28 protein-coding genes, 1 tRNA gene and 1 pseudogene are annotated in these 23,635 nt (G+C 38.7%); 26 read left to right on the top strand and 4 right to left on the bottom strand.

Annotation, left to right across the window (positions count from 1 at the left end; genetic code table 11):
- Nucleotides 1–31 precede the first annotated feature (31 nt).
- Nucleotides 32–733: a YqjF family protein gene (locus FJQ98_RS21200; protein ID WP_053592464.1), complete on the top strand. Its 702-nt coding sequence runs from the start codon at nucleotides 32–34 to the stop codon at nucleotides 731–733.
- 20 nt (nucleotides 734–753) lie between these two features.
- On the opposite strand, the pseudogene FJQ98_RS27650 reads toward FJQ98_RS21200, so the two are convergent.
- Nucleotides 754–894 (bottom strand): annotated as a pseudogene (locus tag FJQ98_RS27650) (SDR family NAD(P)-dependent oxidoreductase); the annotation flags it as partial.
- A 328-nt stretch (nucleotides 895–1,222) separates the two neighbouring features.
- Here FJQ98_RS27650 and FJQ98_RS21190 point away from each other — a divergent pair.
- From FJQ98_RS21190 to FJQ98_RS21180, 3 genes are all read left to right on the top strand, one after another.
- Nucleotides 1,223–1,296 (top strand) — tRNA-Arg (locus FJQ98_RS21190).
- A gap of 123 nt (nucleotides 1,297–1,419) precedes the next feature.
- Nucleotides 1,420–2,412, top strand: a complete 993-nt coding sequence (locus tag FJQ98_RS21185; RefSeq protein WP_053592465.1) for a tyrosine-type recombinase/integrase — start codon at nucleotides 1,420–1,422, stop codon at nucleotides 2,410–2,412.
- A 792-nt stretch (nucleotides 2,413–3,204) separates the two neighbouring features.
- The gene (locus tag FJQ98_RS21180) at nucleotides 3,205–4,143 is read left to right on the top strand and encodes a DUF2806 domain-containing protein (RefSeq protein WP_053592466.1); all 939 of its coding nucleotides are present in this window, start codon (nucleotides 3,205–3,207) and stop codon (nucleotides 4,141–4,143) included.
- 185 nt (nucleotides 4,144–4,328) lie between these two features.
- Here FJQ98_RS21180 and FJQ98_RS21175 read toward each other — a convergent pair whose 3' ends face one another.
- Nucleotides 4,329–4,559 (bottom strand): DUF6471 domain-containing protein, encoded by a 231-nt coding sequence (locus FJQ98_RS21175; RefSeq protein WP_053592467.1) that lies wholly within the window; start codon nucleotides 4,557–4,559, stop codon nucleotides 4,329–4,331.
- Nucleotides 4,560–4,691: 132 nt separating this feature from the next.
- On the opposite strand from FJQ98_RS21175, the gene FJQ98_RS21170 reads away from it, so the two are divergent.
- Nucleotides 4,692–4,940: a hypothetical protein gene (locus FJQ98_RS21170; protein ID WP_053592468.1), complete on the top strand. Its 249-nt coding sequence runs from the start codon at nucleotides 4,692–4,694 to the stop codon at nucleotides 4,938–4,940.
- A 415-nt stretch (nucleotides 4,941–5,355) separates the two neighbouring features.
- Here FJQ98_RS21170 and FJQ98_RS21165 read toward each other — a convergent pair whose 3' ends face one another.
- Complete coding sequence (locus tag FJQ98_RS21165) at nucleotides 5,356–5,817, bottom strand: hypothetical protein (protein ID WP_053592469.1); 462 nt, start codon at nucleotides 5,815–5,817, stop codon at nucleotides 5,356–5,358.
- 1,063 nt (nucleotides 5,818–6,880) lie between these two features.
- On the opposite strand from FJQ98_RS21165, the gene FJQ98_RS21160 reads away from it, so the two are divergent.
- The 6 genes from FJQ98_RS21160 (at nucleotide 6,881) to FJQ98_RS21135 (ending at nucleotide 12,380) form a co-directional block, all read left to right on the top strand.
- Nucleotides 6,881–7,468: a hypothetical protein gene (locus FJQ98_RS21160; protein ID WP_053592470.1), complete on the top strand. Its 588-nt coding sequence runs from the start codon at nucleotides 6,881–6,883 to the stop codon at nucleotides 7,466–7,468.
- A gap of 751 nt (nucleotides 7,469–8,219) precedes the next feature.
- Complete coding sequence (locus FJQ98_RS21155) at nucleotides 8,220–8,453, top strand: helix-turn-helix transcriptional regulator (protein WP_053592471.1); 234 nt, start codon at nucleotides 8,220–8,222, stop codon at nucleotides 8,451–8,453.
- A gap of 29 nt (nucleotides 8,454–8,482) precedes the next feature.
- Nucleotides 8,483–9,172, top strand: coding sequence for a hypothetical protein (locus tag FJQ98_RS21150; RefSeq protein ID WP_053592472.1), 690 nt, complete (start codon nucleotides 8,483–8,485; stop codon nucleotides 9,170–9,172).
- A 45-nt stretch (nucleotides 9,173–9,217) separates the two neighbouring features.
- Nucleotides 9,218–9,673, top strand: coding sequence for a hypothetical protein (locus FJQ98_RS21145; RefSeq protein ID WP_201406536.1), 456 nt, complete (start codon nucleotides 9,218–9,220; stop codon nucleotides 9,671–9,673).
- A 351-nt stretch (nucleotides 9,674–10,024) separates the two neighbouring features.
- Nucleotides 10,025–10,285, top strand: coding sequence for a transposase (locus tag FJQ98_RS27645; RefSeq protein ID WP_425492708.1), 261 nt, complete (start codon nucleotides 10,025–10,027; stop codon nucleotides 10,283–10,285).
- Between the two features lie 634 nt (nucleotides 10,286–10,919).
- Nucleotides 10,920–12,380 (top strand): IS1182 family transposase, encoded by a 1,461-nt coding sequence (locus tag FJQ98_RS21135; RefSeq protein ID WP_053592720.1) that lies wholly within the window; start codon nucleotides 10,920–10,922, stop codon nucleotides 12,378–12,380.
- Nucleotides 12,381–12,462: 82 nt separating this feature from the next.
- Here the strand turns inward: FJQ98_RS21135 and FJQ98_RS21130 are convergent.
- Nucleotides 12,463–14,036 (bottom strand): IS3 family transposase gene (locus FJQ98_RS21130; RefSeq protein WP_201406534.1). Its coding sequence is split into 2 segments (ribosomal slippage): nucleotides 12,463–13,394 and nucleotides 13,394–14,036, totalling 1,575 coding nucleotides; the frame shifts between segments, so codons are not numbered across the junction.
- Nucleotides 14,037–14,254: 218 nt separating this feature from the next.
- Here FJQ98_RS21130 and FJQ98_RS21125 point away from each other — a divergent pair.
- The 15 genes from FJQ98_RS21125 to FJQ98_RS21060 all read left to right on the top strand — a co-directional run bounded on the left by FJQ98_RS21125 (nucleotide 14,255) and on the right by FJQ98_RS21060 (nucleotide 23,430).
- Entirely contained in the window at nucleotides 14,255–14,638 is a 384-nt protein-coding gene (locus FJQ98_RS21125; protein WP_143114554.1) for a hypothetical protein, read from the top strand.
- A 2-nt stretch (nucleotides 14,639–14,640) separates the two neighbouring features.
- Complete coding sequence (locus FJQ98_RS21120; protein ID WP_053592699.1) at nucleotides 14,641–14,946, top strand: hypothetical protein; 306 nt, start codon at nucleotides 14,641–14,643, stop codon at nucleotides 14,944–14,946.
- A 121-nt stretch (nucleotides 14,947–15,067) separates the two neighbouring features.
- On the top strand, nucleotides 15,068–15,655 hold the full coding sequence (locus tag FJQ98_RS21115) for an HNH endonuclease (RefSeq protein WP_053592700.1): 588 nt from the start codon (nucleotides 15,068–15,070) through the stop codon (nucleotides 15,653–15,655).
- Complete coding sequence (locus FJQ98_RS21110; protein ID WP_053592701.1) at nucleotides 15,618–16,100, top strand: hypothetical protein; 483 nt, start codon at nucleotides 15,618–15,620, stop codon at nucleotides 16,098–16,100. Before FJQ98_RS21115 ends, FJQ98_RS21110 begins: the two co-directional genes overlap by 38 nt.
- The gene (locus FJQ98_RS27325) at nucleotides 16,090–16,218 is read left to right on the top strand and encodes a hypothetical protein (RefSeq protein ID WP_277815917.1); all 129 of its coding nucleotides are present in this window, start codon (nucleotides 16,090–16,092) and stop codon (nucleotides 16,216–16,218) included. Before FJQ98_RS21110 ends, FJQ98_RS27325 begins: the two co-directional genes overlap by 11 nt.
- Before the next feature lie 129 nt (nucleotides 16,219–16,347).
- Nucleotides 16,348–16,767, top strand: a complete 420-nt coding sequence (locus tag FJQ98_RS21105; RefSeq protein ID WP_053592702.1) for a hypothetical protein — start codon at nucleotides 16,348–16,350, stop codon at nucleotides 16,765–16,767.
- Between the two features lie 2 nt (nucleotides 16,768–16,769).
- Entirely contained in the window at nucleotides 16,770–16,973 is a 204-nt protein-coding gene (locus tag FJQ98_RS21100) for a hypothetical protein (protein WP_053592703.1), read from the top strand.
- A gap of 98 nt (nucleotides 16,974–17,071) precedes the next feature.
- Complete coding sequence (locus tag FJQ98_RS21095; protein WP_053592704.1) at nucleotides 17,072–17,407, top strand: hypothetical protein; 336 nt, start codon at nucleotides 17,072–17,074, stop codon at nucleotides 17,405–17,407.
- Nucleotides 17,408–17,489: 82 nt separating this feature from the next.
- A complete protein-coding gene (locus FJQ98_RS21090) occupies nucleotides 17,490–18,017 on the top strand; it encodes a hypothetical protein (protein WP_143114556.1) in 528 nt (175 codons plus the stop codon).
- 307 nt (nucleotides 18,018–18,324) lie between these two features.
- Nucleotides 18,325–19,581, top strand: coding sequence for a phage tail protein (locus FJQ98_RS21085; protein ID WP_201406533.1), 1,257 nt, complete (start codon nucleotides 18,325–18,327; stop codon nucleotides 19,579–19,581).
- A 134-nt stretch (nucleotides 19,582–19,715) separates the two neighbouring features.
- Nucleotides 19,716–20,102: a phBC6A51 family helix-turn-helix protein gene (locus tag FJQ98_RS21080; RefSeq protein WP_053592707.1), complete on the top strand. Its 387-nt coding sequence runs from the start codon at nucleotides 19,716–19,718 to the stop codon at nucleotides 20,100–20,102.
- 363 nt (nucleotides 20,103–20,465) lie between these two features.
- Nucleotides 20,466–21,119, top strand: coding sequence for a recombinase family protein (locus tag FJQ98_RS21075; RefSeq protein WP_425492707.1), 654 nt, complete (start codon nucleotides 20,466–20,468; stop codon nucleotides 21,117–21,119).
- Between the two features lie 195 nt (nucleotides 21,120–21,314).
- Entirely contained in the window at nucleotides 21,315–21,911 is a 597-nt protein-coding gene (locus FJQ98_RS21070; RefSeq protein ID WP_053592708.1) for a hypothetical protein, read from the top strand.
- 240 nt (nucleotides 21,912–22,151) lie between these two features.
- Entirely contained in the window at nucleotides 22,152–22,403 is a 252-nt protein-coding gene (locus FJQ98_RS21065; RefSeq protein WP_053592709.1) for a hypothetical protein, read from the top strand.
- A 265-nt stretch (nucleotides 22,404–22,668) separates the two neighbouring features.
- A complete protein-coding gene (locus FJQ98_RS21060; protein ID WP_053592710.1) occupies nucleotides 22,669–23,430 on the top strand; it encodes an N-acetylmuramoyl-L-alanine amidase in 762 nt (253 codons plus the stop codon).
- Nucleotides 23,431–23,635 lie beyond the last annotated feature (205 nt).

Below are 23,635 nucleotides of genomic sequence, written 5' to 3'. Positions count from 1 at the left end.
AAAGAATTTAACTACAGAGAGGAGTTATTTTATGTGGAGCAAACCGTGGATTATGACGCAAATATGGCAAGATGTGTTGTTTCTACATTGGCCAGTATCACCGAAGGAGTTAGAGCAGTATATCCCGCAAGAGTTGCAACTAGATCTCTATGAAAATAAGGCTTGGCTTAGTGTTGTCCTTTTTAAAGTAAAAGGACAACGATTGAAATTTCTACCACCATTGCCTGGGATAGATTCCTATTTCCAGCTTAATGTCCGTACATATGTTACATATAGCGGCATGAAAGGTATCTATTTCTTTAACTTAGATGTTACGAATCGTTTTATTGTACAAATAGCTACAAAGGGCAGTCTATTATATCGCCATTCAAAAATATCTTTAAAACAAAAAGGAAACAATTTTTCTTTTACAAGTTTATATCATGGAGCACTGGATGAAAGGTTGAAGATTTCATATCAACCGATTGCAAGTGAAATAATTAGTTCTCCCTTTGAAAAATGGTTAGTGGAACGCTATCATTCTTGGTCAAAATGGAAGAATGCCTTATCTCGTATAGATATAAGCCATATGCCATGGCAGCTGCAACGGGTCCACATTAACATTGCAAGCAACACACTAGCTCCATTTGTGAAGGAATCTATACAAGGTATTCAACCTATTGCTCATTATTCAAAGAGTAAAAAAGCTAGAATTTTTCCGCCAGTAGTGGAAACCAGATTCAAAAAATCTTAGTGAATCTGGTTTTATTTTGTTCATTGATCCTCCCTTAAATTTGTTTGAATCATATCATTCCATTCATCCGATGTTACGTCATAAAGAGATTTATGTTGAAATTTTCCCACATTATTAATTAAAATATGGATAGTACCAAAATGATCAATTGCTTTTTCCTTTAAAGAAACATTTTCTTGTTCTTACGTAACATCTATTTGAACAAAAAATGCAGATAGGCCCTTTCCTAGAAAATCCTATTCCTAATAGTTGACCTAATTTAATATTTACATCGTCAATTACAACAATGGCACTATTTCGTGCATACGCGATCACAATACCTTTGCCAATCACTTGTGATTAACAAAAATAGAGGTTGAGAAGGGACATAATGGGATACAGGAAATCATATAATATTAATTATGAGGCAAACCTTGCCTTCATAGTAAAATTCATGTTGACATTATGGTATAAAGAACATATAATAAATATTGTCTTAAATAACATCATGTCTCAGTAGCTCAGCCGGATAGAGCAACGGCCTTCTAAGCCGTCGGTCGGGGGTTCGAATCCCTCCTGGGACGTCATTATTGCGGTATAAACCGCGTCAAATCAACCTTCTAGCGTAGTTTTATAGCGGTCAATGAAGCGGTCTAACTGCGGAAATTGAAACGCCTTCTAACTAAACGTTAGGAGGTTTTTTTGCGTTGTCTAAAAAAAGAAACGGTTTAAATGTAGGTACGGATTTAAACGGAATATTCAGCGTGGAGGATAGCGAGAACCCGATCGTTGTTAATCCGAAGTCTGCGCTATCTATCGAAAAAGCGTTAGAAATTATCGTTAGACAGATGCGAGCGAGTGGATTGCGTGAGCGTACTGTTCACGATTATAAAACGTACGTAAACGATTTTGTTCGTAAGACAGATGTTGAATACTTGCTTGCTATAGGTGCTGACGCCATTTATGAATGGTTAGGGCAAATGAAAGTGAAGGATACGACAAAGCGCGTTCGTTTGAAGTGTTTCTGCGCGTTTCTTGGCAAGTGTTTTAATAATGGTTGGCTTAACGATATGTTTTGGAGAAATATCAATATTCGCGTGGACGAGCCTATTAAGGTTGGTGCGACGGAAGATGATGTATTTAATGTTCTGCGACAGCTTGACCTATCTAATTTTATTGAGTTGAGGGACGCTGCTGCGATATTAACAATGTATCAAACGGGTATCCGACTTGCGACATTATCTGCATTGGAAGAACGCCATGTGGATTTAGAGAATCGTTTACTCCGTATTGATGGCGCACTATTAAAGAATCGGAAAGTTATATTATTGCCGTTTGATATGCGGTTGCAGAAAATATTCGAAGTTTTGTTCAATCAGAATATGATCATTCGTGAAGAAAAGGGATTGGAGAATAAGTTCGTATTTCTAACGCAACAAGGTAAAGGTATCGTTAACGATGAGTCGCCTAAGTCTAATGCGATTGCTAAACGTTTGAATTATTATAAGCGGAAGTTTGGTATCGAGAATATAAATCCGCACGCACTTCGCAGAGGTTTTGCCAAAGATATCTATAAACGCAGTAACGGAGATTTAGCGCTAGTTTCAAAGGCATTAGGTCATAGTGACTTTGCTGTAACTGCTCGTTATCTGCATTTAGATCCAGAAGAAATAGCGGACAAGCTACGTGAATTTAGATAAAAGAAAAAGCCTAGCGCTCCAACGCTAGACTTTAACTTAACACGATTAACACTAATTGCCTGCCAGCGATAGTGTTCACTCACAACTTAATATGAGCGATGATATGCCTTCATTTTACCTCGAAAAATAGTAAAATGCAAAGGCTTGCTTTCCTATTGTCTTTTTTAGGAACGCTCACTGACGAGAAGCCGTTAAGCGTCATTAAAAAACACGTCAGGTTACGCCGAGCCAACGCAGTGAATTCGGCTATATCGCAGATACACGTTTCCCTGTTAACGTAGCGACGAATAGCGAGCACGGCTTTACGGTGCGGTAGGTTTACTGGCTCTTTACGGAGAGGGCAACTATGACCATGCGTTAATACGCGCATACAGGACAGTAATTGTATGAGGTCATAGCGGAAGAAATTCCGATACGAACAGGGCAACGAGTAACCTCAGACGTCACATGACGCTAGTTATTGCGTATTTACTTTATGTCGCTTACTACTTTATTACGTGGTTTGCGATATAAGGTAAATACGTTTCAGCCGATTTCCTAGAGCGAGCGCCATTCTGCTAGTTATTGGGTGCGATTGTCAAGTGTATAATAAATACAACACAATTTAAAATAAACCATATTGAAATTGTATTTCTCTGTTTATCTATATTTGCAAATGTTTTCTTTCGGTTCTTAAAACTAAATTATATCTCGAAATATCCGTATAATAGATATGGAAAACTATTATTAGTTACTAATATTGTATATAATTGTTAATGTTTATATTTAGTAAATGAAAAGGCGGGATTTACGTTGACAGGTTCTAATGGATTTAATATTGGTGATTTAGTAGGGCTTTCTGAACCATTAACAAAACTTATTGAAGTTGTTTCGTGTGGCTTAGGTAAAATTTATGAACCGACTAATATAAGAAGAACTGCAAAAGCAAAAGCTGATGAAATTAAACTTATTAGTGATGCTTTAGTACAAAACAATATGCTACCAACAAACTATTCAAATGGTGACATTTCGATTGATACCACTAACAGTGAAGAGTTGTTCAAACGAGCTGGAGAACGCATGATATATCAAGAAATTCTCAAACAACAGAATATTGATTCTGTCATTAATACTGCATTTGATGAATTAGAAAATACTGATGAAGTATCTGAAGATCCAGTTGATAAAGATTGGATTACGCGTTTTATGAACTCTATAGAAGATATTAGTAATGAATATATGCAAGAAATTTGGGGTAAATTATTAGCTGGTGAAATTAAACAACCAAATACATTTAGTTTAAGAACTCTTGAAAAGTTAAAAAATTTAACACAGCATGAAGCGGTATTATTCAAAAAAGTATCGGAAATAGCATTAATTGATGGAAATACTTCTCATATTTACAGAGGGGGTGACCTACTAGATAGTGTTGGAATAAATTACGATGATTTACTAGTTATGGAGGAGTGCGGTCTGATTACAACTGCAGAGCTAACATATTCGATTAATGTGAAGCCTAATTTTAAAATAACTCTGAGTAACGAAGAACGTTTTGCGTCATTTTATAATACATCGGAAAGCTCTAAAATTATTGAAATACCAGTTTATAAAATTACATATAGCGGTACGCAATTATTAAAAGTAATTCAATCTAACCCTGATAATGATTTCTTTATTTCATGTATAGGAGAACTAGGGATGAAGAATTCACAAGATTTCTCAATTAATATCTATCCAATTACCGGTCTATAAATACTCTATCAAACATTTATGACATGTAAAAAACTACATAGTAGTATTTGTTGGATCCATGCTATTATTCCTGAGCGGATTTTATATATTGAAATTTGTGAAAAAACGTTCGTAAGTAAACGGAGAAATACGGAATGCCTACTGCTCCGAAAAAGAATCCGAAGTAATAAGAAAGACGATAGCCGTTATTGGCCGTCGTCTTTTTTGTTGTCTACCCATTCTATACGCTTTCCAATTGCCACAGCTATTTGATGTGCCTCGTCATAGCGTAATGATCCACGACTCAATTTGTTCGATAAGTTTTGTACTGACGTCTTTTTATCCTCAGGTAAATCCTTATTTAATCTTTCAACAAGTTCAGTCATAGTAATACCAGTAGCTGCTAAATAGCTCTTAATTTCGTTTTTAATATTCATATAAAACACCCCTTTTTACTCTACAATAACACGTTTGTAAATATTTTTAAACCCTTTCGTGTAAAGTTATTGACTTATTAAACGAATTAGTTTAAATTTAAACCATAAAGAATAAAGAGGGGGCCTTTACAGATGAATCAAACAATTGAAAACGTAGCTTTAGACGAAAATACAGAGGTAGCGATAGTTACAACGCATTTAGAGGAGGATATTAAACTTGTTACATGTGAGTATAATCGTGAAGCCACGTTATTTATCGACGATGAAGATTATAGCTTAGATTACGAAGATGCTGCAGACATTTTAAAATGTACCAGCGGAGATATAAGAAGGAAGATGCTGAGAGGCTACTTACGATTACTAACAGCTAAAATTGCTTAATACGTAATATCAAGTAAATACAGGTATTGATACATGTAAATATACATTCATGAATACATGTACGACGCGTTGCAGAGCGAAATACCGGATTTCATACAGTAAATACATGTATGAAGTTTAAAACGCTCGACGTCGCGTGATTTCCAAATTGCTGAATCCTACTTGCGCCAACGAGTCGGATTTAGAAAGAGAGAAACCGAACGCCTATAGAAATTCAATTGCGACTGAATTAAGCATCCATCAAATTGTTACGCATTTAATATAAATACTCACTCGCGCCAACGGGTCGAGTCGTCCGTTTTGCTGCCAACATTACGGGCAATATACACGATAGAGTCAGCGCCAACTGGCTTTAGCAAATATACGAAAGATCATTGCGCCAACAGTGGTCGTTGAAAGCTAGGTGCGCCAACGCCTAGTTTTTCTTATTATTTTTCAACTGACTTTTTGCTTCATTCATAATGGTTGCAATTAGCTCATCCTTCGTTAATTTAAAATTATTTCCGCCATAATGAAACTCATCTATCATGTCACTTATGATGAACCATTCTTCAAGGTCTTCTGGGTAATCAATATCTCGAATCACCGTATTTATATCATAGACTATATCAACAGCGTTATTCTTATCTTGTAGTATTTTTTCAGATAAATGCAGAATGTAATATCTAGCACACTCTTCATATGAAGGTTCTTGCAACTCCAGCTCACTTAACGCTCTTCCAAAGTAATCCTCTACCTCAAAAATATTAAGAGGTTCTCTTAGGGAAGATAAGATATTTAAAGAAAACGATGAACAATTATTTTCCAACATACTGAAAGCCCAATTAATATAATCGACAGCCTTAACATTTTGATTTTGATATATTTTATAAAACAATAGTAAAGTATCCGTGTTACATCACCTCTAACGAATTTTTTATTTTATTATACCAAACAACAAAAATACCAATTAGGAATTTTAGTTAACAAGGCTTTTGAAACAATCTTTACTAATGAAGAGTGGAGCATAGTGCCTTCATTTCGCCTTTATAAACGCGGCTAGAAACGGTTTTAAATCGCAAGTCGACGTATTTATCATACGAAGGCTAGAACGCTTAAAACAAAGGAGAATTGAACGTTTAAGTCAGTAAGAATAAATTTTTTCGATAAGTTGTCCAAAAATAGGAGGTTGTAGTGTGCGTTATATAGTAGAAGAAAGTTTTTCGGGAAGAGTGCGACGTCGCACCATTTGACGATAGGGTGGCACGAATATTGCATATCGAAAGTGGCTTTACGTATAGAGCGAGTAAGGCTGAACGGCATTCTGGCGGTAATTAGGGGTATCAGAGTAGATACGCTTTAGCAGTACCAAACCGGATACACGAACTATACTACTTTCTTTTTAACTAAACTACTATCTTTAAAATATTACGTCATGTAAACGGTTATCAACACGGTAAACACCGACACCATACGTATTGACTATAAGAAGAACTATATCTAACGAGAACTAGCGTTTAAGAAGATAAAAGATATTACGAGTCTTTATGCTGACGCATAAATCCTCTATGTCGCTATCGCTCCATATCAATATATTATTGATGGTATCTAGCGATTGTAATAATATCAATGTAATAGATAGATGCGGAATTATTTTGCGTTCTTTGCAAAATGAGGACGCAAAGGTTTTAAATGGTTGTTCCAACCAAACGGAAACTTTACCGATACATATTATTTACCGTTGATGTTGGGCGCTATCCTTTCGTAATACTACTGATAAGATAGACAAGATGTTCATTCGATGTGACTCAACATACGATATATGCTCATTTTACAGCATTTTAACTACGTAAATAACTACATATTGTATTTTTAAGTTGGTGTCCAACGGGACGTAAAAGGCAGGTAATTCTACGATTTTGGGACGTAAAAGGCAGGTAATTTTTGAAGGGGTTGTGATTATGAAAATTCAAAAAGGACAAGTTATCGAGGAGCTAGCGTACGAAGCTAATCCTGGGGCAGGAGCAATAGAATTTATGAGCGAACTAATCGAGCAATATCTGGATGAGTACCACGACGAAGAAATGCTGATTCGTGACATTGAAGAAGATAAGCCAGAAATCTTTGCAGAAAAGCGAGTAAGACGCTGTTGTGCTTGTGGCCATTATTTCCGTGATAAGTCGCAGAATAATTCAGCGGTAACATGCTCCGATAATTGCCGCAGTAAAAAGAACGTGTACCTACGTAATATCAAGCGCCGTGAACAGAAACAAGCGGAGGGCACTTCTCATTTATCGCGTGATATGTATTTTAACGACGAGCATGGATTTTGGACCGATGAACAAGCGATGATACAGTCTGACCAACGACATATCGTAAATACGAGCGATTTTGAAAAGACAGTAGCTCGATCGCAGAGAAGGCAGCAAATCGGCGGTAAGAAACGAGTTACTTCGCAAAATATTGATGATATTCAATCGACTACTACCAGCCGTTCTCGCGAGTTTTGGGGTACGACTTGGGCTACGGCGTATGATGACAAGAAGTAATTTCATACTGCGGTCATACCGTCTAATAGTGGAATAGCGATTTTTTAGATGGTCGCAAAGATTAGTTAGGTTGAGTTTTTAGGTGGTTAATGGCTATACATTATAGGTAAATAGAACGATTTTATAGGGAGGCTGCACACAGCTACCATGTTTTGAGCCTTACCTTATAGAAGGTACTGAAAATTTTCAGCAACCGAATGGTCACTTTTAGCCGTTTAGTTGGCTATATAGGTGGGAAAGGCACTATAACACTCACCTTTTAGGCGTTTAGTTATCTATATATTATGAAGGGAAGTCTTCGTCACAAAATAGCGTAGTTGTTGGTTATACATTATAGGAGAGTATTTCCGCCCTTTTTGTATAAAACATTGGCATATACAATATGTAGGGAGTTTTAGCCATAATTTTATATAAAACGTATCTAGCTTAAGAGTACGGAGAATCACTAAACTCCGATACGAGACAGCAATCGTAAATTCAGAGAGTGTACACAATTCTAGTATTTTTTTATATAAATATGGCATGTTTTTAACTGTTTCATGGCTATACCTTATGAGGAAGTAAAAACTTTCATTCACTAATACACTATTTGTTGTTTTAGACACCTATACAAGGGAAGCCATATTTTATGCGATAAGTCATTATATAGTTTGAGGAAGTAAATAACTTAAATTCAAGCGGTCCATTCGGGCGGCTTTTTTTAATTGGCTTAATTTGTAGTTATTTTATTACTAACAAGGAGGTAATCGGAATGGCATTAACTGCAAATCAGATTAAGTATTATCGTGAAGCATTCGGCATCACACAAGGACAACTCGCTAAACGTATCGGAATCACGCCGGTTATGCTCGGCTTTATCGAACGTGGCGAGCGTACTCTACAATCAGTAGCAATACGGGCCGGAATGGCTTTACTTGAAGTGAGTCGCCAAGTCACGGCAGCAACCGAAGAAATTCAATCGCTAGCCGACGCTTTACAAAAATAAAACGGAATCAGAAAAGGAGAAGATATGACATGACAGCATTATCAGTAGGCAAACAATTAGTACAATTAAACCCAACGACACGACGTAAGGCTATCGCACAAAAACAAAACTATGTAGTAAAAGACGGCAAGCCTTACAGCTTAGAAACAGGAGAATACTTAGGTGATCTATTTACTCATGACTTAGTACCAAAAATGACAGAATCTAAATTCCGAGCTATTGAATCAATTCAGGCGTTAGGTTCCCACGAAGAAGAAAACGGAGGATTTGTATTCGCCTTCTTTCAGCAGTCACGAACAATAATTGAACGTTTCCCATCATTAAATAACGCTGACATCGCTCGATTAATGTATCTTGGAACATATATTGCATGGAACACCGGACGATTGCAATACGACAACGGCAAGGTAATCAATCGCGAAGGCTTTGAAAAGTTAACGGGGCTTAGTAGCAAACGTGCTCGCGAGTTATTCAGTCGTTATTGCCAGGAAGGTATCATTTCAGAGTCTGAAGGAGCGCTATACATGAATCCAAGGGCACTGAAAAAGTCCATAGCTTCTCACATTGCGAGGTATTCAACGATTAAATCGTTGAATGCCTCGCTTTTTTCATTTGGCACTGTGACTCTACTGTTGTTTTCCGAAGCATTCCACTCGCTTTCCGCGGGCGAGCGCCGAGCCCATAGCTGTCAACTTAAGAAAAATGTGTATTCCTTTTAAAAAGTTGGTATAGATAATTACTAACTTTTTGAAAGGAGTTTTTTTATGATGATGCCAAAACATGTACAGTTACTCCAAAAGTTATTTGAATTCATTCGCCCTGAAAGAGTAGATGAAATCGCAAGGGAAACTGGTTTCATCAAAAGAAAGCGCCTTGTAACAGCTAGCGATTTTCTTTCTTTACTTTTTCATGTTCACGGTAATTTAGTAGACTGTACGATTCAAGAACTATGTACAAAATTACTAACAGAACAAGATATTTTGATTAGTCGTGCAGCTGTAGATAAAAAATTCACACCTGAAGCCACAGCTTTTTTACAGCGGCTCATTCAAGAGTTTTTACTCGAACAACAACAACTACAGCTCCCATCGCTCTCTTTGACGGATTCATGGCCGTTTTCAAGTATTCGTGTATTGGATTCCACTGTCGTTAGCGTGCCAGAACGTTTCAAAAAACGCACACAAAAAAACTCAACAAGCATCAGCGAAAATTCAGTTTGAATACGATATTCTTTCTGGTCAATCGACATTTCTTCACGTTGCTTTTCCAAAAATATCAATGATGCTAAGATGGGCGCCAGTAGGATTCCATTTATTACAGAGAATGAACTCTGTATGCAAGATTTAGGTTACTTTTAGCTTTGAAAATTTTTAAAAAGATAGAGAGCAAAGAAGCATTTTTTTATCTCAAAAAGTGCGAACAGACGGGTATGTAGCTTTTAAAAAAATCCATTCCCATCGTATCATCCAAATGGCAAAAGTGATTCAAAGTAGTCTGTATCATCGGATTGATTTAGTGGCGCTTTGTGAAAAAGTTAGTACCAGGAGAATATTTAGAATTAGAAGAAGTTTATTTTTGGACGAGATGCCCATTTTTCCAGCCCGCTGTATTATTTTTTTCGCATAATGAGCACCGTGAGGAACAACAAATCCAAAAAAATTAATCGCCGGGCTGTCAAATCAGGAAAGGTACCAAAACAAGTGGTGCGTGATTTAGCAGGCATTACCATTTATATATCCAATCTGCCCGAGTGGATCTCTGCACGTCAAATCGTTGAATTATATCGCTTGCGTTGGCAAGTCGAATTAACTTTTAAAAGTATGGAAGTCTAATTTGAAATAGACCATTTCAAAGTGATGAAGAAGGAAAGGTGGCTCTGCCATTTATACGGCACCATCCTCGTCTATTTAATTAGCCAATTGATTGCGTATCAATTGAGAAATTTCATTTGGGAAGAGAAACAAGTAGAAATTAGTGAAGTGGTCGCTACAAGCAGTATCGCTACAGTCGTTTTACCTAAACTTTACGAAATGAGTATAAAAAAAGGGCAGTCGTTTAAAGACATAGTCCAAGCAGCTACTCAATTACTTCTAAAAACCGCTAGGAAACCGAAATCCATCAAGGGGACAGCCTTTAAACGCCTTCAACTTATATAGAATAACCAAAAATTACCATATCTATAAGGGTAGTTTATTTGGTATTCCCAAAAATACTTTCCCTCTTTCTATAAACGTAAAACTCATTGTTCATTAAAAAAATAATCAATTGGATGTTTTTTAAAATCTTAAGTTGACAGCTATGGAGCGCCGAGCCTCCTCCTACGCTTCGCTTCGTGCGGGGTCTCGTCTGTCTCGCTTTCCCGCAGGAGTCGAGCGATGCTTCTCCAAACAACGCAATGTATCATACTATTATTTTAGTCACGCTTTCCTTTATAATAAAAGAATTAATGTACAGGTGGTGTCCCCGATAATTTCAAATCAAGAAACCCTTCATTTAAGTCCATACATGGCGATCTACGATATTGTTGTGCCAAAAGATAATATGCTTCGCCAAATCAATGAACTTGTTGATTTTTCATTCATTTTAGAAGAGTTAAAAACAAAATATTGTTTAGACAATGGACGTAATGCTATTCCTCCAATTCGCATGTTTAAGTACTTATTATTAAAAGCGATTTATGATGTATCAGACGTCGACCTAGTAGAACGCTCAAAGTATGATATGTCATTCAAATATTTCTTGGATATGGCGCCAGAAGATCCGGTCATTGATCCAAGTTCGCTTACAAAATTCCGTCGGCTTCGTCTCCAAGACGTAAGCTTATTAGACATGCTCATTGGGAAAACAGTTGAGATCGCATTGGAGAAAAAAATCATCAACAGTCAAACGATTATTGTGGATGCCACACATACAAAAGCACGTTACAACCAAAAATCACCGAAAGAATTTTTACAAGAGAAATCAAAAAACGTTCGAAAAGCTGTCTATAAAATAAACGAATCGATGAAAAATAAATTCCCCGCAAAGACCACTTCTAACGAAGTAAAGGATGAATTAGCTTACTGTAAGGAAATCATTTCAGTCATTGAAAAGGAACCACAAATTGCACAAATACCAGCTGTCAAAGAAAAACTGAATGTCTTAAAAGAAGTCGTAGAAGATTTCCAAGAACATCTAAATTACTCTTCTGATGCGGATGCGCGAAAAGGGCATAAGACGGCGGAATCTTCTTTCTTCGGGTACAAGACACATATCGCACTGAGTGATGAACGTATTATTACAGCGGCTGTCATTACAACAGGTGAAAAAAGCGATGGGAAATATCTTCAAGAATTAATTGAAAAAAGCACACAAGCAGGTATGAAAATTAATACAGTTATTGGAGACACAGCTTACTCTGAAAAGGGAAATATCGAATATACAAAAGAAGAGAAAATCGCACTTGTGGCAAAGTTGAATCCTATTCTTACACAAGGACCACGAAAAGAAGAAGACAAGTTTGAGTTTAATAAAGATGCTGGAATGTTTATTTGTAAAGCCGGTCATCTCGCGACAAAAAAAGCACGTACAGGTAAAAAAGGAACGAGTAAGAGTCAAAGTCAGACATATTATTTTGATATTGAAAAATGCAAAGTATGTCCAATGAGAGAGGGCTGTTATAAAGAAGGAGCAAAAAGTAAAACATATTCTGTCACAATTAAGTCGGATACACATGCCGAACAAGAGGCATTTCAAAATACGGAAGCATTTAAGCAATTAGCCGCAAATCGCTACAAAGTAGAAGCGAAGAATAGTGAATTAAAAAACGGACACGGGTACGATACGGCATCGACTGCGGGTCTATTTGGCATGGAAATTCAAGGTGCTACAACGATATTCGCCGTCAATTTGAAACGGATATTAAAGCTACTAAACGAAAATGAATAAGGAATAGAGACAGAAATAAGGCACTTCCTGTTCAAAATGAACTGCTCCCTGTCAAGTAGACAGTGGAAATAATAAAAATGCTTTAAGCGGCTTGAGTCCTGAATTCTAAAGGACTCAAGCCGTTTAATGTTTCTTGATAACGTTCGTTGTTATAGAATTCGATGTACGTATCAATGGCGTGTTTTAATGCCTCAAACGTCTCAAACTTATGTAAATAATACTTTTCTACTTTCAGTGTCCCCCAAAACGCTTCAATTGGCCCATTATCGATGCAACGGCCGACTCTCGACATACTATGTGTTAGGTTTGCCTTCTTCATAATTCGCTTAAATTCTTTAGATGTATATTGATACCCACGATCACTATGTAAAAGCGGAAACTCATCTTTTGACAGTTGACGAATAGCTGGTCTTACCGTCTCAAAAACAAGGTCATTATTGTTTGAATGACCTAATACGTAACTCACAATGGACTTATCATAAAGATCGATAATCGCACTTAAATAAGCCTTCTTACCGTTACCATACTTGAACTCTGTCACATCTGTACACCATTTCTGATTCGGCTTTTCGGCTGTAAACATACGTGCTAACACGTTTTCTGCTACGTAATCCGGTTTCACCTTTCGGTACTTTTTCGGACGACGGCGAATCACCGCCTCTAAACCACAAATTTGCATTAGACGATAAATACGCTTCTTATTCACTTTCGCTAAGTTTTCTTTTTCACGTTGGCGGTTAATAGTCATTGCGATACGGCGGTAGCCATAAATGCCATCTAATTGTGTATATAAGTGTTGGATAGACGCCATTAGCTGTTGGTTCTCCAATTCCCGTGCTGAGGGTTGACGATTGAGCCATTTGTAATAAGCTGCACGGGATACCTTGGCGATTTTACATAATAAAATAATCGATAAGTTTTCATGCTTCGCTAGCTCTTGGATCGCGAAATAAAGGCTTTGAATGCGAACTTTACTTAACGATACCTCCTTTCGATTTCCTCTAACTTTTTTAGTAGTAAATTTTCTGCACGTAATCGTTCATTTTCGCGCTCCATCTGTTGAATTTTTAAGCGTAATTCATCTTCTGGTGTGCGTTCTTCTGCTGGTTTTGTACGACCTCGTTGATCTTGAAGGGCCTTTTCCCCATCTTGTTCAAACTTACGTACCCATTGATACACCTGTTGATAAGATACCTCATATTGTGCTGCTGTCTCTTGAAAATTCTTCGCGTTTGCTAGGCAGGCTTTGACGATTTCAATGCGTTCTACTACGGTTGTTTTTCTTCCTTTAGTCATAGTTTGGCTCATTCCTTTACCCGAATCTTTTAATTCACTATGACTAGTATAGGTTTTTAACCATGATTTGAACAACGACCAACTGCTAATTTCATATGTTGAGAGGATTTCGTACATTGAATACTTTTTTGTTAAGTAGTCTGCTACTGCTCGTTCTTTTAGTTCTTTGGAGTAAAACTTATTTTTCTTAGCTGGCGTTAATGCTTCAATTCCCCGGTTTTTAAATTTAGTACGCCAGCTTTTAAATGTGTAAGTCGAAATAGCGTACTTTTCACAAATTTCTCGAATAGAATAAAGCTCTTCCTCTACATATTGAAGAGCTAACAATTTCATTTCAGGTGTTATTAATTGTTTCGTCATAAAAAACTCCCCATTTAATAAACAGATTTTATTTTTTAATCTGTCTACCTAATGGGGAGCATATCAAAATTGAACAAGAAGTGCCTTATTATTATCTGAAAAAGGTTCGCTTTTATGAAAACGTAAGTTTTTCAGTGCCCTCCATGAATCCCACCGTCTTTTTCAGAGGAAACATTAAGTCAATTCAATCACATACAACGGATTTACAACATACACGAATGTTTAAGAAAACAGTACGTGATTTATACGATTTATCAAACGGCAGAACGGTTGGACAGCTTGCGCTAGTCTACTCGGTATTGCCGTTTTTGAATTTCGAGACAAATATCGTTTGTCACAATCCTGATGAAACGGATCCTGATCGTTTACAACCGATGAATATTGAAAGTTTAGCGGAGTTACTAGGATATGCGAATGCTGCAAAGCTGAAATTGACGATGAATCGCGTGAAAATTGACGGAAAAGTTGTATTTGGATTCTTCGAAAACACGAATGACCGACGTCAAAAAGGAATCACAGTAAACCCACGCGTAGTATTTGGCGGAAATGGTGAGCAGTTACAAGCAATAAGAACACAATTTAATCGATTTGGAGGAGTTTAAGAATGAAGCTAAAACAAACAATTACGCAGATTGACGTCGCAGAATATGATGTTCAAATCGAAATCTCAGACGGGAGCATTTATGCCGAAAATTTTACTCAGAGCAATGCAGTTTATCCGGCATTTAAGACGCTCATTCGTGTGCTGCAACCTTTTAAGGACGTAGCTTTACACGTTCAAACGAATAGCCAGCCACTCGCTGACGAATACAATGCAACTCAGCAGAATCCTAACGCAGCTTTATTGAATCACTTGAAGATGGTAATTGCGCGACAAAATCTCGATGTCACGATCGAGTACGTAGCGTAAATATAAACACTTGAAATGAAAAGGAGCAGATATGAAATGACATTAGAATACCTTCAATTAATCGCAAAACTAGCTTACATCGAAACAAGACTTGCGCTTGCTATGGAAGTAGGTGAGCGCCATGTGTAAAGAACTTACTTGCCGAATCTGTAACGAGACAAAAGTAATTGAGCTATTCCGCCGTGATGCGAAAAGTAAAACAGGACATCAGAATATCTGTAACGAGTGTAGGAAGCAGCACAGAAGGGAGAATGGTGAATATGCTCGACAGCGTGCTTACGCATATGCCGTTAAAGCCGGACAAACTACACCGATGGTAAGCGCTGCGTATATCGAAACCATTTTGACGGAGGCATGTGTATATTGTGGTTGTGATTTTACTGACGGCAATGTAGTCGCCACTTGTGACCACGTATATCCGCAATCAAGTAGTTATGGTGGAGTTAATATTGAGGCTAATGTCTTGCCTGCGTGTAGGTCTTGTAATAGTACAAAGCATGATTTATTTGCGATAGAAGCATTCGATAAATATCCAGAGCGATTCAAACCGGAACTATTACGTCCGTTCGTACAGCGTTTTATAGGAGGTCTTATTGGTCGGAAACTGACTGACATTGAAGTTGAACAAATGATAGGTCACTTACGCGATGAAGCTGCAGAGGTTCGACGTAATGAGGCGAAACAAAAGGCGGTGCAATACGCTGTCTAATAATCGAGAAGTTGAAGCCTGGCGCTTTGGCTTGCTATCAATCGTTGCCTTGCGAGAGGTTCCGTTCCTGTCACTATTAATTTACGAAACTGACGAAAGTGGCATATCCAATTTAATTGGCGAAATCTCAAAGCCTTACGACGATGTAATCGACTTGCTAGACGATTTATATACGTATGAAATAAACGAGCTGCAGACGGATAGTCAAGAGCTGTACCGAGACTTAATGAGCGCTCAATTCCCAGTAATTTATCGGCGTGAAGTCGAAGGGACTCGCGAGCAGATTACCCGTAACGAGGAAATGTTAGTCGAATTATTCGAGTTGGACAAGCAAGACGAACAGCCAATGCCTGTTATTCCGACATGGCGATTGTGGTGTATCGACAAGCTAGAAAAAATTATTCAAATACTAAAAACAAAGGGGATAAAATCAGATGACAATTAAAGAACACGAGTTTAAATTATTACAAGATTACAGAAAAGAAGGGGCTGAAAGAGCAGCTAAACACTTGCAATATCAAACAAACTTAGAAAGTGCTCGCGCACGTTTAAGTGAGTTATAGACACAATATGAGCATACGTTTACAGATAGCGTTAAACATGGTACAGATGCGACTGCTCAACTTGATAAAATCGACGGAGATATCGCTTTACAGAAAGAGGTTGTTGCACGTCGTGAGCGTGATTTAGCGTTGGCACACGCAGCTATGCCGGAAGGTACAATTTCATCTGTAGACGTAGTAAACGAATATCAAAAAGTGTTTGTACCTAAAGTTAGATCGGAATATGAACCGATTGTCGAGGCAAAATTAAAAATGGCAAGGGACTTACTGCTAAGTTGTATTATTGATCATCGCGAAGGCGAAGATGCTTACGGATATTTACGTGAGGAGATTGCTGAAATCTCTAGAGCAAATCGATCACAAGGTAAAACGAGCGAGATTGAGGCGATTGCTCACCCGACAGGTACAGCGAAAGTTATGCGAAGTCAAGGAGCTGTAAAAGGAGTACGCGAGGTGATAAACCAAGTTAGTCTATTTACACACGGGCATAACCCGAACGATTTCGAATATATCGCAGAAGTGCCAACAAAAACAAAAGGAGCGAAATAATTATGATAAATTACAATATCGTGCGATCAGAACTAACAAAAAAATTGGCGGCAGGAACAGTTACTCGTGATGACATTTCTGCATCCATGCAAATGGCTCGCGCATTAGGTTCAGAAAGTGCTCGCGTTCTTTATGTACAAATTAAACGACAAGTTGAGGCAAATGAAGAAAAAGAATCAACGGAAATTGAGGCAGTAGACGCATAGTAATTAACGACAAACCGAATAACGCAATATTAACGCAAAGGCATGACTTAACCGTCGTGTCTTTTTTCTATTCATAAACCGCAAGGGGGATGCGAGAAATGAAAATAAATCACCGCAGACAGGAAGTAACACAAATACTAGGCGATAACGAAGTAATACTCGCTGCGGCTACGTTTGTAGTTGAAGTAGAGCGATTGCACGGTAAGGTCGCGCAATTAAAAGTTAAGCAAGCTGAGCAATTTCGTATACCACTTTTAGCTATCGCAATGAGTGGTCGGATACAAGCGAATCACGCTCGCAAACGCTTAGAGGCATTAAACGCCGCAATCGAATATGCAAATGGTGATATAAGCGCACGCAAACGATATATTGCAGCAAGCCAACAAGCCGATCGTTTAGCGGAAATAGTGGCAAAGAGAGTTGATCGCATCTAAAATGATAAATTTAACGGCCGTATTTAAGATGCGTGACCAGGGTTCGCAACAGATGCGTAAACTCACGCGGATGATGGAGGGTATGAACCGGACAAGCCGTACAACTAGCGATAGCATGTCGAGAGCGCAATCAGCGACTAATCGTCTTGGTAGTGCGGTATCATCCGCATCTAATCGAATGGGTGGATTTGCTGCGCAAGTCAGTCGTTTGCATGTTAGCTCAAACGGACTCAGCGCTTCATTCGGCGGACTACAGAGTACACTTGTCGGACTTGCTGGTGCATATCTGACAGCACAAGGGGCGGCCAAAGCGTTTGATGCGACAATTGGCGCTGCAGCGCGCTATGAGCAGTCAGAGGTCGCAGTTAAAGCAATATTTAACGATACTCAAAAATCGGATGCCTACATGAAGATGGTCGATAAAATGGCGATCGATAGTCCTTTGCTAAATTCTACGGATATGCTTGCTTCGTCAAAATCACTTGTAGCGATGACTAAAGACGTTGATGAACTTGGCAAAGCGTGGTCGATTATCGAACGTCTTATGGTTCGACCCTACGCAAGGCACAGACGGAGCAGCCTTCGCTTTGAAGGAGCTCTGGCAAGGTGATGCTATGTCGATGGTTGAGCGGTTTGGGCTTGATAGGCAAAAGCTTAATGATATTAAGAAGATGGATATTCCAAAGCAAATTTCAGAGATTAACAAGATGTTAGACGGTATGGGAATCACACAGAAAACTGTAGATAAAATGGGAGACACAACTAAAGGTTTGTGGGCACAATTGGGTGAGAAGTCCAGGACATTCTTTAAAGACATCGGCATGGAGAGTAATGGTAAACTTGCAGACTTTTTACGGCGAATGAATAAGATGTTTGACGGACTTGACACCAAAGCTATCAGCGACAAGTTAGGTGCGATGCTCGGCAAAGCAACCGATAAAGCAATTGCCTTGTATGATTTATTCGTAAAATGGCGAAAGCCAATCGCACATGCTGCAACCGCAATCGCAACGTTTGTAGCTGCATTAGCTGTGGTAGGGACAATATCGGCATTGGCTAATCCAATCTCGCTAATCGCCGCTGGTATAGCCGCAGCAGCAGTCGGACTTAAAGCACTCTACGACAATAGCCAAAGTTTCCGAGGAGCTATCGACGGCATTGTTGGTAAAGTAAAAGAGTTGTGGTCCGCATTTAAGACGGGCGGTACAGGTGGCTTAATCAGCACACTATTCCCGCCGGATATAGCAACAAAGGTGAATGCGGTAGTAGACGGTATCAAAACGAAAATCTCGACGTTAATGACAGCATTTAAAGAGGGCGGATTTAGAGGCGTTCTTGAAACGCTCATATCTCCAGAAGCAATTGACGCTATTGTATCGCGATTCTCTACGTTGAAAGAGCAGTTTATGATGGTGTTCTCAAGCATCGTTGGCTACGTAGTGCCAGTACTTCAATCGTTTTGGGCTATGGCTCAGCCGATACTTGGCGCTTTGTGGAACGCCATGAAAATGGTAGCAGATGTTGCAATGTTAGCGTGGAATAACATTCTTGCGCCAGCGATTACGTTTGTTATGACCGGGTTCCAGATGATGTGGGCGGTTGTTGGTCCAGTATTAGAGCTTATGGGCTCAGTAATCGGAGCAACTTTCGAAGTTTTACGATTAGTATGGGATACGATCATCGGTCCATTTATAGCATTCCTATCCGGAGCATTCACGCAAGCTTTCGGCATGGCTACGGAAATAGTAAAAGCATTAACTCCTGTATTTGAAACACTTGGCGGATGGATTAGTAAGGCAGCTGGTTATTTGAAAGATTTCGCTAACATTCTCGGTAAAATTAAGGTGCCAGATTGGATCGGAAGTATCGGCTCAAACGCTGTTAGTTGGGCTAAGAACCTATTACCTGGCGGCGGAGGTAAAGGCGGTAAGAAATCTCACTACAGCGGACTAGATTCCGTTCCATACGATGGCTACTCAGCGCGTCTCCATAAAGGAGAACGCGTTTTAACTGCGCGAGAAAACAAGGAATATTCGGAAGGCAAAGGCGGGAACGGTACTGGCGGAGTAATCATTTCCGGCAATTCGTTCACAGTCCGCGAAGAAGCAGACATCGAAAAGATTGCGTATAAACTAGCGAAATTAATCGAAAGGCAGGCGACGCAGGTTGGCTAAAAATCGTATTGAATTTTGGTTAAAAGATCGGCATAACGTTTATACAACGAAGGCAGGCATCGAATTTACAGCGGTGCTTGCCGTCTTTTTTATGCCTAATTGCGTAAGAACTAAATATATAAAGGAGAGACGTTATGTACGATCGATTAATCGTAGGGCAGCGCAATGTTAAGCCGTATCTAGTAAGTGATAAAGACATCGCCAGGTTACGAGAAAAATTTAACGGAAAAGAAAAGAAGGTACGGGCGGTTGTCCTTCTAGCGCAGAATAGCGGTTATATAAAGATGGAAGAAGTGGCGTTCCTATGTAAAATTACGCGCATGACATTATATCGCTGGCGTATGCAGGATAAGACGTTTCAAAAGGAGTGCGATAGGTTGCTCGATAAGGCGTTTAAACATACGAGAAATGAGTACAATAGAATAACGCGACGTCGTGTGTTTTCATTAGCGGAATTATGCGGAGGATGGTACGGGTATCGTAACTTGGAGGATATAATCTACGATTTACCGCTATTATAAAATGTTACATTTTTACTCATTTGAGAACGTTTTGGGGGCGTAAAATACCGGGCAGACGCCTTTTACGGACGCGCCCTCAAAACACTTTGGGAAGTCACATTACTTCGCTATATTGACGCAGCTTTAACGCACATATAATAGAAGGAACTCGGATTTGTGGCGATTTACATAAGTAAGATGACGTAATGTTAACGCAGATACACCGGGCAGGCGATCGGATTGGACGGGGCGGTCTGAAACTCATGGGGGTTGCATTACCGATAGAGTACACTTATGTGGTAACGAAAATGAATGCTTACAATCGTTGGTATAGCGCCATTCTTAAATTACCGTTTGACTGTTACCGTAATTATTGGTACGATAATGGTAACAATAACGAGTAAAGGCGGTAATACGATGACAACTTACGGTTATGTACGAGTATCAACAGTTGAGCAGAACGAGGCTCGTCAGCTTGCGACAATGAAGGAGCTAGGCGTTGAGCGTAAGAATGTATTCGTCGATAAAGCGTCTGGTAAGGATACGAACCGTCCGCAATATCAAGAGTTACGCAGCATTATACAAAGTGGTGACTTAATCTATATGGACGACTTAGATCGACTAGGACGCTCATATGACGATGTAATTGACGAGTGGAAGTATATCACGCGGAAGGTAGGCGCGGACATCGTTATAACGTCCAATGCAGAGCTATTCGATAGTAGACGGTTTAAGTCTATGGGTGACATCGGTAAGCTATTAGAGGATCAATTCCTATCAATGTTAGCGTATGTTGCGGAGCAAGAACGTAAGAAGAATAAGCGTCGTCAACGTGAAGGAATTGAAATCGCTAAAGCCAAAGGGAAGTTTAAAGGACGTAAAACGAAGTTAGTTGAAGGCGGAGAAGAAGAAGTCAGACGCAACGCAATCATTAAAGATTATCAAGACGGCGTTTCAATCGCTGACATTCGTAAGACTTACAAAGTTGGAACAGGAACGATTTATCGATTGCTTGAACGTGAAGGAATAAAACGATAACAAAACGATCAATGAACGAATTAAACCTCGTTTGTTGGTCGTTCTTTTTTTGCGTTGAAAGTGCGTGACCCCCAAAGCCCTCGATTCTGACAGGCGTCATCTGTTGCTCTGACATTACATACAACTTTTTTTCATTTGGGGGTTATAAAAGGGAAAATAATTAATAAGTAGAATAAATAGGTGGGAGGGGTGTAAATGTTATCCATTTTTAAGAAGAAGCCAGGCGGAATTATCCGTCATTTAGCGTTAGAGGATTTTTATAGTACGTTATCCGAGTCGGAAATTGAAGAAATTAAAGATGCTTTAGGACATCCGTATCAATTAACGACAGGTAAACCGTACAGACGTGACGATCTTGATAAAGGAGACCGAACTTATGTCGGAGATAGATGGAAATTCCTATGGTCAATGTCTCAAGGAAGTAACAGCGTTTTAAAACGAAAGTTACTTTTAGAGTCGATCAAATATACCAATAATGATGTTGATCGATACTTTTCACTTCGTGACTTAGCTGAACTAGCGTATAAAGAAGGGGATTACGTAGCATGTGAGCGTTACGCACTCGTAGTATTGCCGATGATTAAAACGATTAAAGAAGATCGCATCTTTAATGGGGCACAGGACTTATTCCCGTTTAAACGATTGGCAATTCTATATGAGAAGCAAGGACGCATACAAGCTGCAATATCCATAGCGGAAGAAGCCTTAATTTATAGTCTGAATGACGGTACGAAAGGCGGCTACGAAGGTCGCATCGAGAAATTAAAACGTAAAGCAAACAAAATGAAATAAACTAAAAACGATTGAGCTTCGGCTTGATCGTTCTTTTTTTGAGCTGTCAGACGCATCGAGAATCGTTGAATCGGATAGTTGATCGTCTCGAGTCGTTTCACATTAGTATTTTTTACGGTTTAATAATGCGAAAATACTGACGGAAAAATAACGCAACATATATAGTAGTTATTTTATCCGAAGCTGATGTTTATCTCGCTATATGTTCGGATATATTACGATATAGAGAGGTGACAACGTATGAATGATAAACGAATTTTTACAGGTAAATATGTGCAAGAAGAATTAGGAATCGACGATAAAAAGCTAAGTAAATTAGCAGATTATTTCTCGGATAGAATCGATGGATTTGCTGAATATGTAGGGAAATGGAGGAAGTACACTAAACGTGAAATCGAATTTATTCGCTATTTCTTACGCGAGAGAGAACGTTTTGACGTTGATAGCGTCGTCACAAAAGACGCCTATGATATGTACTACGAATGTAAATAATTAATATCGCTTGCAATGCGGATTTATCATCGGTTATAATCGGGAATAATTAGTAGTTACGAAGGCGGTCAATTATGCGTAATCAATGACCGTTCTAACTACGCAAATTGAACGGTTATTATTGACGAAATGATATTGCGGCGGGGGTTCGAATCCCTCCTGGGACGTCTATAACAAAATAAAGGTTGATTTTCAACCGAAAAGAAAAACACTTAAAGCCTTATGCATACTAGGTTTTGAGTGTTTTTTTATATTTTGATAAATATTGAAAATCGCAATAGAAATTCATCCTGGTCACTGGATTAATCCAGGTAGTGGTGCTTCGGGAATATTAAATGAAGTTACTGAAGCTCGTAGGGTAGCAAAACGAGTTTATGAGATATTAAAGGCTTCAAAAGTACCATGCACATACTACGAGGACAATTCATCAACAAACCAACGTCAAAATATAAATTATCTAGTTAGCCAACACAACAAGGACCGCGATGGTCTAATTGTCTCTATACACTTTAATTCTGGTGGGAATAGCTCAAAGCCGATTGGTACAGAGGTACTATATTATGACCAACAAGCATTAGCTGCGCGTATTTCGAAGGCTATTTCAGTGGCAACTGGTGGAGGGTTATTGAATAGAGGCGCAAAACAGCGATTAGATTTAGGTGTTCTCGCTAGCACGTATGAGCCAGCCATTTTAATAGAAGTATGCTTTGTAAATTCAACAGTGGACGCTGCTATTTATCGACGCGATTTCGAGAAGATATGTACGGCTATTGCAAAAGAATTAGCAGCATATTTGGGTAAAACAGTGCCTTCCACACAATCAATTGAGGAGGACAAACCAACAGAAAAGGATGATAAAATGCAATTTTCGAATGAGACTACACAAGCAGCAGTACGTGAACACATTAAACAAACGGTAGATAAAAAGCTGATTGATAAGTCATGGCTAGATAAATTTGATAATGGAACTATGACAAGTGGCGATTATGAGGGTTTGAAACTTATCATTGAACAGCGTACAAAATAAATAAGTGTAAGAAGGCTTAATTGCACAGGCAGTAAAGGATGGTATTATTCAAGCTTCACACTTGAAGGATTTACAAAGTGGTACTATGACTACTGACCGTTTAATTGGGTTGTATATTACAATTCAACAGCGGAGAGGTAAATAGTAAATAAATGAAGTAAGACCAATTATTATGGGGAATTTTCAAAAAATGCTAAGATTGAAA

Source organism: Lysinibacillus agricola (genome assembly GCF_016638705.1).
In the GTDB taxonomy this organism is placed as follows: Bacteria; Bacillota; Bacilli; order Bacillales_A; family Planococcaceae; genus Lysinibacillus; species Lysinibacillus agricola.
Note: the sequence above shows the minus strand (reverse complement) of the source record. Positions and strands in the feature narration are given on the sequence as shown.